Origin of the sequence: Solibacillus sp. FSL R7-0682 (assembly GCF_038005985.1) — a bacterium.
Classification (GTDB): Bacteria; Bacillota; Bacilli; order Bacillales_A; family Planococcaceae; genus Solibacillus.
Genome location: NZ_JBBOUI010000001.1, coordinates 3,371,888 through 3,383,931, shown reverse-complemented (window position 1 = coordinate 3,383,931; position 12,044 = coordinate 3,371,888). Strand labels below are relative to the sequence as shown.

At 40.1% G+C, this 12,044-nt stretch carries 7 protein-coding genes; 2 read left to right on the top strand and 5 right to left on the bottom strand.

What is annotated here, in order from left to right:
* Positions 1-62: 62 nt before the first annotated feature.
* Positions 63-476, top strand: a complete 414-nt coding sequence (locus MKZ17_RS16985) for a single-stranded DNA-binding protein (protein WP_340724917.1) — start codon at positions 63-65, stop codon at positions 474-476.
* Positions 477-711: 235 nt separating this feature from the next.
* On the opposite strand, the gene MKZ17_RS16980 is transcribed toward MKZ17_RS16985, so the two are convergent.
* The gene (locus tag MKZ17_RS16980) at positions 712-3,465 is read right to left on the bottom strand and encodes a DEAD/DEAH box helicase (protein ID WP_340724916.1); all 2,754 of its coding nucleotides are present in this window, start codon (positions 3,463-3,465) and stop codon (positions 712-714) included.
* Positions 3,466-3,524: 59 nt separating this feature from the next.
* Complete coding sequence (locus MKZ17_RS16975) at positions 3,525-5,099, bottom strand: SWIM zinc finger family protein (RefSeq protein ID WP_340724915.1); 1,575 nt, start codon at positions 5,097-5,099, stop codon at positions 3,525-3,527.
* Positions 5,100-5,519: 420 nt separating this feature from the next.
* On the opposite strand from MKZ17_RS16975, the gene MKZ17_RS16970 reads away from it, so the two are divergent.
* On the top strand, positions 5,520-5,999 hold the full coding sequence (locus MKZ17_RS16970; protein ID WP_340724914.1) for a transcriptional regulator: 480 nt from the start codon (positions 5,520-5,522) through the stop codon (positions 5,997-5,999).
* A gap of 651 nt (positions 6,000-6,650) precedes the next feature.
* Here MKZ17_RS16970 and csaB read toward each other — a convergent pair.
* The 3 genes from csaB to MKZ17_RS16955 are packed head-to-tail and all read right to left on the bottom strand — an operon-like array spanning position 6,651 to position 11,959.
* On the bottom strand, positions 6,651-7,724 hold the full coding sequence (gene csaB, locus MKZ17_RS16965; protein WP_340724913.1) for a polysaccharide pyruvyl transferase CsaB: 1,074 nt from the start codon (positions 7,722-7,724) through the stop codon (positions 6,651-6,653).
* Positions 7,724-11,224, bottom strand: a complete 3,501-nt coding sequence (locus tag MKZ17_RS16960) for a DUF5693 family protein (RefSeq protein ID WP_340724912.1) — start codon at positions 11,222-11,224, stop codon at positions 7,724-7,726. The genes csaB and MKZ17_RS16960 overlap by 1 nt, the downstream gene beginning before the upstream one ends.
* Before the next feature lie 3 nt (positions 11,225-11,227).
* A complete protein-coding gene (locus MKZ17_RS16955; protein ID WP_340724911.1) occupies positions 11,228-11,959 on the bottom strand; it encodes a WecB/TagA/CpsF family glycosyltransferase in 732 nt (243 codons plus the stop codon).
* Positions 11,960-12,044: the final 85 nt, after the last annotated feature.

Genomic DNA, 12,044 nt, shown 5'->3' with positions numbered 1-12,044 from the left:
TTGCTAAAATAAAACTCCCTCGATTATGATGAAGTCATCTCAAAAAGAAGGGAGGTAGAGCAATGAACCAAGTCGGACTCGTCGGTAGAATTACAAAGGACCCAGTACTGAAGCAGCTGTCAGAGGAACGGCATCATACAAACTTTGTCCTTGCGATTAATCGTAGCTTTAAAAATAGCCAAGGAACCATTGATGCGGATTTCATTTTTTGCGTAGCTAATGGGAAAATGGCAGAGCATATCGTCAAATATTGCGGGAAAGGATCCTTAGTTGGCGTAAATGGTCGAATTCAAACTCGTTCGTACTTAAATCGAGACAACCAAAAGGTATATACAACGGAAATTGTTATAGAGGATGTCCGATTTTATGCATTAAAATCTCCAGGTGTAGTCGATCGCATTGAGCAGGAAAAACCAATACCAGTAGATTTTATGCTACCCGAAGTTGAGGATCCACTGCCACTCGTACAGGTGTAACTGTTTTAGCAAGTAGTCAATTCATACAAAGCAAATCCCCCACTTAACTAATCGAATCCTGGAGGTGAAGTGAAAAATCTGCTGTTTGACCGCGCAGTAGGAACCATTCATTTTCTTTGCTTTACGAATTCGAGCGCGTAAAGCAAACCCAATCCAACACAATTGAATATAGTAGTGATGAAGTAAGCAAAAAGAGTCTACTTCATGGCGTTAAAGTAGACTCTTCTTTTTTACATTATTTGATCTTCGCCGTATCAAGCAGCATCAAATCCATTAGTTCTGTATCATCTAATTCAGTCAACCATTTACTTGATTGAATGAGTTCCTCAGATAATGCAGATTTCAAAGTAATCATTTTATCAATTTTTTCCTCGACCGTTCCAATCGTTATAAACTTATGCACTTGAACAAATTGTGTTTGTCCGATACGATAAGCCCTGTCTGTTGCCTGGTTTTCCACTGCAGGATTCCACCAACGATCGGCATGAAGTACATGGTTGGCTGCCGTTAAATTAAGTCCAGTTCCGCCCGCCTTAAGCGACAAGAGGAATACAGGGAACTCGCCAGCCTGAAAAGCATCGACTAAGCGATCTCGCTGTTGTTTTGGCATACTCCCCGTTAAGAATGGTGCATCCACATCATATAGTTCAGCCAAACAATGCTGAATTAACTTGCCCATTCCGATATACTGTGTGAAAATTAGACATTGTTCACCATTATTAATAATTTCCTTCGTAATTTCAAGAATACGCTTTAATTTTACAGAACGATTCATCATTGATTGCGCATCGTCGAATGGTTCTTTTAAATAAAGCGCCGGATGATTACATAGCTGTTTCAATTTATTGAGCATTTTTAAAATTTTACCCTTTTTCTCGAAGCCGGAAATTTCCTCAAGTTGAGACAACGTATCTTGAATATAGCCTTCATATAATGCGGCCTGCTCGGTCGTAAGTGCACAGTATTCTTGAGACTCTTGTTTATCAGGCAAATTCAGCTGTAATTCCGGATCACGCTTTGAACGACGTAATAAAAACGGACGAATTTTCATACGCAATATACGCTTATGCGATTCGGATTCATCGCGCTCAATCGGAAAAATATACTGCTCTGAAAACTTACCAAAGCTTCCTAAATAGCCTTTATGAATAAAGTCAAAAATCGCCCAAAGCTCGGATAGACGGTTTTCTACCGGGGTCCCGGTTAGCGCGATATGGTGAATACCATTCAGTTTACGAATGGCACGCGACTGCATCGTTTGCATATTTTTAATGTTTTGCGCCTCATCTAGAGCAATGGTTGACCATTCAACCGGTTGTAAATCATCAGCATCCTGTGTTACAGTCCCATAGGTTGATAGCACAATGTGAGGACGTTTTGTTGATAAATAATTAGTTAATTCTTCACCTTTTAAACGACGTGCACCGTAATGCGTGTACACTTCTAAATCGGGAGCGAAGCGCAATAATTCCTTTTGCCAGTTACCGACTACCGATGTTGGGCATACAATAAGTGAAGGCTTCTGTTCTTGTAATGTTTGAACAGTATGCAGTATATACGTAATGAGCTGAATCGTTTTGCCAAGCCCCATATCGTCGGCTAAACAAGCACCAAACTTTTGCTCCCGCATAAATACGAGCCATTCAAAGCCCTCTTGTTGATAAGGGCGTAGCTGGGCATGGAGCTTTGTCGGTACACTTACAGGAGGCAGCCCCTTTTTGTTTTGTAGCTGTTCGACATAAGCAGCAAGAGATTGCTGCATTTCAAAGGCAAATAACGGATCATCACGCTCAGCGTCATCCAAATCATCATCCTCGTAAGGAACCGATAATGTCTCTGGTAGCTCACGGAATAATAGATCACGTACAGTCCAATTTTCTTCATCGGCTTGATCCATGAGCTCACGCATTTCATTTAGCCAATCCGCATCAATTCGGAACCACTCAGCCCCAACACGTACAAATTCACGCTTTTCCTCAACAAGCTTTCGAAATTGCTCTGCAGAAATTTCCTCACCATTCATTGAAAACTGCCATTTGAATGTCAAAATATCATCCATACCTGCCACACTTCGCGAAGATTGATTGTTTGCACTTACGCGTACGCGCATTTTCGACTGCTTTAACTCTTTTAGCCAAGCGGGTAGGATAACGTCGAAGCCCATTGCTTGTAATTTCGCCAAATCTTGACGTAAAAATTCTCGCACTTGTGCGTCTGAAAATTCCACACGAATAAAGTTCGAGGCACTAGCATCTAATTGAATTAAATCCATCATTTGAAGTTGCACTTGCTCAATATCGTGTGCAATCGTAAACCACTTTTTCGGTAATGCTTCTACAATTGGCAATTTTCGTTTATTTGCGGCCGGTGTCCAGTGCTTAACGGACCCTGCACCCGTTAAAACGGTTTCTAATATCCAGTGCTCTTTATCTTCCTCTGGCTCACTTAAACGGAAGGATAGTTTAACACCATCAAATGAATGTGATGTTTGCATAGGCCAGCCACCGTTTTGAAAATACGGTACGAGAGAGAGCGCTTCCTCTATTGTAAGTCCAGCAGCTGCGAGTTTTTGTTCGACGGCATGCTGTAATAGCGGTTGCTCAAAGGTAAAGTGATCTTCTGAAATGTGAGCGTGCTGCCATAAAGAAGAGGAATTCCATGCAGGCAATGCTTGTTGGATCGCATGAAACGCTTGATTTGTCCCAGCATCCATCGCTTCAAAGTCAAGAAATGGATGTTTAAAAGTAGGAGACAGCACGTCCATTAGCTCTGCACTAGAAAGTATTAAATCGCGCTCTTCTAATGACGTCGTCAATCCATAAAAATTTGGCTCATAATTAAAAAATAACGTCGGGGTCCAGCTTGCAGTGGGAATGATTAAATCATTGCTGTTATAAGCTGTTAGGCGATAGTAACCCGGACGTAATTCAGAAATTTTGACGCGAATAATTTTTAAAAAAGGGGATTTTGTATTTAGTAAAGTGTGCATCCTAAAGTTGCGTCAAGTAACGCAATTTCACCTCCATTTGCATGAATGATATTTTTGTATTACACAAATAAATTGCTTTTATTAATTTCTTCCTGTAAGGCACGTAGTCGTTTATATTGCTGCTGTACGGTTTCTATATATGACGTGAAATAGTCCAATTTACCAGCTTTTTTCGAAGCCGACTTCATTGCACGCCAAATACGTACCGCCTGTTTATAATTTTGACGCGACTTTTGCTGTATTTCATCCATCGCATAAAAATGATATAGCGGTAATGTTGCTTCTGGCGCATTTGCCACGACTTCCTTCAATCCACTTTGATCCAAATAGGAGATGGAGGAAGGATGCAACTGGTGTAATGCCACCCAATCTGTATAGCGCTTATTTCGCAGTAAATAGTCAGAAAAGGAATCAATGCCATATTTACCGAAAGACGCATACAGTGCTAGTTCCTCGTCTTCAGATAAGGCAATTTGACCATAAATTTGATTTAGTAGACGCGTAAACTTCTGACGGCGAACCGGTGTTAAATAATTTTGAATATATGGCTGTATGAGAGGTAAAGCCTTCTTTAAAATCAGCTCTCCATAGCTTGTTTTATCCTGATCAAGCGCAAACTGAGCAAGTACTATAAATGCTTCTAAATTGTCTAATTGTATTTCTTCCACTGCTTGTGTCAGCGAAGCTGTTGTATCAAGTAGAATATAAAAAATCATCTTTAATGTCGTTAAATCAATATCTGATTGTAACGAATGAATGGCATCAATAGTTATAAGCTCCTTTGCCATTCGCTTCGTATCCGTAAAAAGCATTGACCAAAACTTTAAGTAAAACATAAATCGATGATGTGGGGCACCTTTTTCCATTATTGCTACTGCCCGAACATTTTCCTGCAATGCATCAAAAAACGGCTCTGCTGCAAAGAGGCGCGGCTTTCCAACAATTTCATCAAGCGCTTGCCACATTCGGTCGAATGTATTGTCTAAATAGAAGCCAAAATAATTATTATCGAGCGACATATTTGTTTCAATAGCATGCTCATAAAGCCGTTTCAGCATAGCCACTTCCATAAATAAATCAAACAAACTTTGCCATTCCCGTTCAAACGGGCGTTGACGCTGAAGTTTTAATCTTGAATTATCGACAAGCGAAGGTAATAAAAAGCTTTCAATGGGACGCTTATCCTTAAATGTATAATTTAATACTTCATCCGCCATTCGTTGCCAGTTTTCAGGACTACGCTGCGCCGCTAATGTTTGTAAGGGAATAGTCTTTTTTGAACGCCATTTCGTTGCCCATTCCTGTAGCGAAATGAAATATTGCGAAAGCTTAAAAATCACCGCCAGCTGATGTCGACAAATATTTTTTTGCGGACAGCTACAGCTAATATGTTTACGTGGGAATTGAATCACCACTTCCGCAATACGTACATCTTGAATTTGACACGTTAACGTTTGATTAAATGCCGAATAATTGTGCAATTTCACCGCTTGATTTCGCACAGAAAACATCGCGCGTGTCACAAGCTCCGAATCCTCTTTAGAAGAAGGATGTAGTTGTTGTTCAAATGTATTTAAAGTATTTCCTATAAATTCCTGGTGGATGCGGCTTACCTCAACAAACGTAAAGCTCATCGTCAGCCCTCCTCATCAAAAAAAGTCGTTCCTTTCATTATAATACGAAACGATATAAAGCGAAACATAATGAGTTTGGATGACAAACAGGAAGTCGTGAAGCTCGCCAGATGAAAGTCATAATTCGACGTTAACACACGGATTATTACCATTATGGGACAGTTAGTTGATTGTACTTCTTGTTCAGAGGGGTTATAGCGTAAATGTGGAAATTCATCCTTATAAAAAGTGGTTTGATTTGGAAGTTTGAAACGGGGAAAGTATGGGGAAACTATAAGCAAATAAGATTTGATGGAATTTGCTCTTGTTCGCATGTTCCACCTGTTCGATGATCAATGAACGTTACTGTCTGAAGGAAACGGGTCTTTTGGGTTGTTAAAGGGGAAGTGCTGAAAAGATTAAATTAGGGGAGGAATTACAATGATTCAAGTGCAATTTATGAAACCATTTTATACAAAAATTTCAGGGACAAAATTACGCTTGGTCTTTGCGTATCAATACTTTTCGATTACGAAGGACGAAGAAATTTTCCACTTCATTCCGATTGAGGGAAAGGAAATGATTGTGGATTTAAATACAATGCAGGTTGAAAACTTATCTGAAGTATTTGTCTTCCAACGTGGCAATCGCTTCGTACGCTTACCATTGTATCAATTATTGCTTGTATCAAACGTCCATGAGCATTTAATGCCAATTATTGAAAACGTCTCGACACATGTAAAGCCAGTGAAGTCAGAGGTGACATACGAGTTCAATGAAGAAGTGGAAGGTCTTGTCCGTGTGTTAGAAGAAGAAAATTTAGCCCGTTTAATCGATAATGCCTTAGCAGAGCGCAACGAAGCATTATTCCATGATTTAATGATCGCAAAAGCAAAATTCACTGGAGGATATGCATCGTGATTGTCTCCCGTCTTAACCAAGACCTGTGCCGACTTTACTCAATACAAATAAAGCCAACACAGTAGCCCCAAACGAATAGACTCGTTTGGGCTGTTTTTTTTTTTACGGGGAAGCGAGTGAAGATTTTGGCGATGTCTGGCTATATTTGCTCACAAAGCAGCCGATTAATTACATTTTGAAAGTTAAAGCTGCAACAAGAGGAAGATAATGGACAAAATATTCAGAGTAAAGGACAAAACAGAGGAGATAATAGCCAAAGAACAAAGGATAATGTCCAAAGTTTAAAAAGAATAGGACAAAAGGGCATTTTTAATCGACAACAGAGGATTTAATCCGACAAAACTCAAGAGTTAAGAGAACAATTACAGCTGTTAATGGACAAAACACAACACCGACATCGGGAACTCTAGATTATTATCAAGCCCCGGTCGTACACCAATCTTTATTTCACAATCCAGCTCCCACCTGAGTCTCAAGTACAATCCCATGATTCAACACATTTCAACACCGAATCCCCATGTCACCCATAACCCCAATTTATTATCGAATCCCATGCGACCATCCCAAATAACACACCATTTCACCAACAAAAAAAACACACGTTGCACTAGCTCAAAAAAGAACTAGCACAAAATGTGTCTTTACTAAAAATTATTTAAACGTGTCAATTGCCATCAGCGCGGTATTTTGTGCGTCCGATTGTAAAGTCATGACTTGCTCGCGTAGCGCTTGCTCAATTGAAGAGCGTTCGGCTAGCATATCGACAGCTTTATCAAACAGCTGCTCGCCGTTCCAGTCGTCCTTTTCCACATGCCCGATGTTTGGTTGGTTGGCAATCGTTGCAAAGGCATCGATTTTTGGGTCATAGGAAATCGCGATGAACGGTGTTGCTTGAATGGCTGAGAAAATTAAAGAGTGTAGGCGCATGCCGATTAATAAATCAGACTGACCAATAACTGTAATCTTTTCCTCAATAGATAAATTGCCTGGTGCGACAAGACTCTTTTCTGACATCATGTTCGCCAATTCAAATGAAGCTTTTTCATCATGCTCATCATGCATTGGGATGAAGACGATGTTATGACCTGAGCGTGCTAGTAAATCTAAGCTTTCTACAATTTTCTGCTTGAAATTTACTTCCGAAGGCCAATCACGAACACTCACAGAAATATACCCGCTTTCAAACGCTTGACGCTCTAGCCATTCGCTACGAAACGCAGAAGCATCTAGACCAATTACTGGATCTGGTACTACGGTCATTGATTTGTTCACACCGATATCAACTAGGAGCTGCTTTGATGCTTCATCACGAATCGTAATTTGCTCAACCTTATTCAAGGTGTTTTTCGTAATGAATTGACTCATTGACTTATGAATTGGCCCCATTCCTTGTGCATAGACAAAGACAGGTTTTTTGTGAAATTTCGCGATACGGATAATGCCGCAGTAGTAGGGGATTGACTTCATCCCCGTTTGATCCTGCAGGAGACTACCGCCGCCGCTAATGAGACCATCTGCTTGCTTTAACACAGCAGAAACCTCTTTTAGCTTCCAACGATTGACTGCTTGTACACCATATGTTTTTGCTGTACTTGCTGGATTATTCGATAGTACAGTAATTTCTACCTCGGGCTTTGCTTTACGGAGCGCGGTAATAATCGACAGTAAAATTGCCTCATCGCCAACATTTTCAAAGCCATAATAGCCTGAAAGAACGATATGCATTATGCCCACCTCGCAATAGCTTTCAATACTAATTTATAAAGTAATTTGAAAATCACGATAAATACTAAACCAACGATGAATCCTAATACAACGCTATATACCGTACGTAATAGAGATACAGCGATTGGAATGTGTAAATGCGTGAATGTATTCATAATCGATAGGAAGCCCATAACTCCTGGAATTAATAAAATGTTACCTAATTTACGGTTAATGCTCATCGCATAAAGTGCCACGATAAATAGTGGGAAACCGATTAAAAATTCCTTTGTACGTGGACGGATATATAAAATATCCTCTAACCATTGACGGAATGATAACTCCATCGTACTAACTGAACCTGAGTTACCTGTACGGCTAATATAGAATAAACCTACCGCCGCCACAAGAACGAATAATACTAAATGCCAGTAGCGTACCTCTTTATTTAATACCTTCACAGAGCGTGAAAGGGCATGCTTATAGCCGTTTTCGAAAATATTATAAATCGACATAATCACTAACACAGTGACACCAGCGATTGGAATAATGTATACAAGCTTTACGCCGCGGAATGCCTCGAAGCCTGTCATAAAGCCATTGCCATTTAAGAGTGCAATCACAATCACAATTCCGACTAAGCTAATTGCTACCGCCTTTACATATTGAACAGCAATTTTACCAATATTATTAGAGCCTTTTGCTGTAGACATAACCGAATAAATTGGTGTTAATACTGCAATGATTAAAGCAAATGCTTGAATAAATAAGATACGATCAAGTAAGAAATAAGCTGCCGCAAGTAACAACATGAATGCAGCTGCTACAATACGCAACGGATTACATTTCAATATGCCGAACATGACATACGTAAAGATGACACCCGCTAATAAAATAAGTGCCTTCGACCAAGCTGGGACATCTACTTTATCAAATGTAGAAGGGGCACCTAACTGATAGGAATCAGGCATACGTTTTTGGACGTCTGTTAAATAATCAACAGCAAGCTCTAAGTTATCTGTCGGATTATCGATTGTTTTAATATGATAGAAGATCGATTTAATGTTACGTTCCTTTACCGCACGTACTGTACGGTCTACCATGATTTGCTTCGTTAAAGTTGTTTCACGATTAATATCCATACTGTGTAAACGAATGGAATCATACGCTGTTTGACGAGCAATCGTTTGTTCACCTTTTAATGCATTTCCTTCAATTGCATAGAAGTAATAGCCGGCAGATGATAGCTTCTGCACAAATTTTCCTTGGGAAGTTTGTCCGAAACCAAGCGCCTCCGTACCTGCACCTAAAAGACCCGCTGTACGATCATTTTTCATTGCAACTAATTGATTTACAATTTTGCCATTCACTTCTTCATTGATCGCATTTGTTACACGGAATACGTGCAATAAATCTTGGCGTGCAATCGCTTCAAGCGCTGTTTCATCATAGCCAATTGGTGTTTCAATGTCATATAACTCATTAGAGCTTGGTAAGAAGTAGAATGGCTCATCCCCAATTGTGATTTCTTCCACTTCGATTGTATCGGTTATAAAGCGTTGGTAATACGCATCCTCAGGCACTGAAATGTAGTACCCAGGCTTACTCACATCTACTGCATCGCGGTATTGTGTAAAGCGAAGCTGTGCAGCTAATTGATCTTCTTCAAAAATTGTAACGATGTTTTGTTTCTCTAAATCTTTTAATTGTAGTGGGTTTAAACTAACTGTCGTTAATCCTGCTTCCTTCAATGTCGCAAGTATTTCATCGACAGTTAAGTCGCTTTCCATTGACGTAGTTAAAATTTCCTCATATGGGATAATAATTTCATAGCGATCATTACTTTGCTCTGCCTTCCAACGGTTAATTAAGCCCGTAGACGAGGCTAGCAAAAGTAGGACAATAATTGCCCAAAGCCAAGATTGTTTGATTTTCATTGGGTTTCTCGTCTCCCTCTCTTTAATTTTCACTTTTTTCCCGATGACAGGGATACGTTTTAAATCATCTGGATGGATTGCACCGCTAAGCCATAGCAGGCCGAAATAAACAGCGCCACCTATGACAATCGCGACAAGGGAATAGCCAAGTGCTAAAAGTCTGCCCCAGTTTGCTACATCCAGCCACAGTGTCGGAAGGCCGACAATTACACCCATTATAATAGAAGAAAGTATTATTTTGAATGTGATTCCATTGAATGCAGAGAAGCGCATTGAACGTAAAATAAAGAAAGTATTCACTAAAAATACGACTGCATACACAATCAATGTCGACCAAGCTGCACCATCTAATCCGAGTCGGTCAATTAAAATAATATTCAATACAATTTTTAGTAGCACCCCACCTACAATAATGAAGGCACCTAAGCGTGCTAAATTCATCCCTTGCAACACACCCGTACTAACAAGGGTAAGAGAGGTAAATACCGCACTCGCGTTAATAATTGCCAGCATCGAGCTACCTTCTAAGTTTGTATAAAGGGCTAAGTTTAATGGCAATGTTAGCGCAAGTAAGCCCATTGCGGCTGGCCATGTAATTAAATGGGTCATGCGGTACGTTTGTTCAATGACAGAGCGTGTACCGTTTTCATCCTTTTGTGCCAGCTTCGACGTAATTAATGGAACGAGCGGCAATATTATCGAAGAGGCAAATACAGTCGTAATTTGAACAAGTGTTACTCCACGACCGTATAAGCCGTATAAATAGTTAATTTCCTGCTGAGCTGTCACACCAATTTGCTTTAATGCATACGTTACGGTGAATGAATCGACAAAGTTGAATAATGCCATCGTCACAGAACCAATCGCAATTGGAATGGAGATTTTTAAAATAGTACCGCTCCAGGATGAAAAATCTTGCTTCGTATATTTTTCACTGGATACGACCTTCAAAGTAGAACGACGATATTTCAAACGCAGGTAAATAAGGGAAGCAAGTGCTCCTAATACGGAGCCAATCATGACGCCCCCTGCGATCATCTCTGTTGATAGCTCCATTTTCACGAGCACATAAGCGGCAACGATAATTAACACTGCACGAATAAGTTGCTCTAATACTTGTGACACAGCAGTTGGTTTCATATCTCCGTAGCCTTGGAAAAAGCCTCGATAAACGGCCATATATGGTGCAACTAATAGTGTCAATGCAACAATGATTAGTGCAAAGCGAGTCGAAGGACCACCAAGCGCTTCTGCCAGTAAATGAGAGAAGCTAAAAATGATCGTAAAGCTAAATAGTCCGAAGCAAATGGCTAATATACTTGCTGTTAAGTAAATTTTCTTTACTTGCTGCGGCGTATTTCGTGTGTTTGCTTCCGCAATGAGTTTCGAAATGGCTAGTGGAATACCTGCCACGGATAAGTAAAGGGCAACCATATAAACCGGGTAAACAAGGCTAAAAATTCCAAGTACTTCATCCCCGGCAATGTTTTGTAGGGGGACGCGGAATATACTACCTAAAATTTTAGAAAGCAATGTAGCAATCGTTAAAATAAGCGTACTTTTTACTAATGTGGATTGACTCATACGCTAATTCCGTCCTTTAAGCTTCATCGCAAAGACTTTTAGCGCAAACTTAGGAAGAACTAACATACGTATAAAGCGGCTCGGCTGATTTAATAGGCGATAAAACCATTCTAAATTCAGCTTTTGCCAAATAGCAGGTGCGCGTTTTACGGTACCAGCGATGACATCAAACGAACCACCGATCCCCATGAACACACCGTATTCGAACTTATCCTTATTTTCGGAAATCCACTTTTCTTGGCGTGGCACACCTAATGCGACAAAGATTAAATCTGGCTTGAGCGCGGCTGCTTCTTCTGCGATAGAGTTGTTGTCCCAATCGAAGAAGCCGTCGTGATGCCCGACAATCTCGACGTTTGGAAAATCGCGCTTAATATTGGCGACGGTCAAATCGAGCGTTTCTTTTTGTGCGCCTAATAAATACACTTTAAAACGTTTTTCCTGTCCAATCTTTAAAAGCTCCATCATCGTATCATAGCCAGTGACGCGTCCTGGTAAATCTTCACCTAAAATCGATGCAGCCTTCACGACTCCGATGCCATCCGCACATATATAGGAAGCTTCATTAATATAGCGCATAAGCTCTGCGTCCTCATTCGCACGCATAACGATTTCTGGATTAGCTGTAATGACAAATGTTTTTTCCTTTTGCACTACTCGATCGACGAGTAGCTTCACAAAGTTTTGCTGATTTATATGTAAGAAGGGAACCCCCATAATCTTGACATGTTTCATAATTTCTTTGACAACCTTTCTATATAAGAGCGTTTTATGCCACCTAATAATACCACAAAAGTATGGATGGAAGTTAATTTCGTAG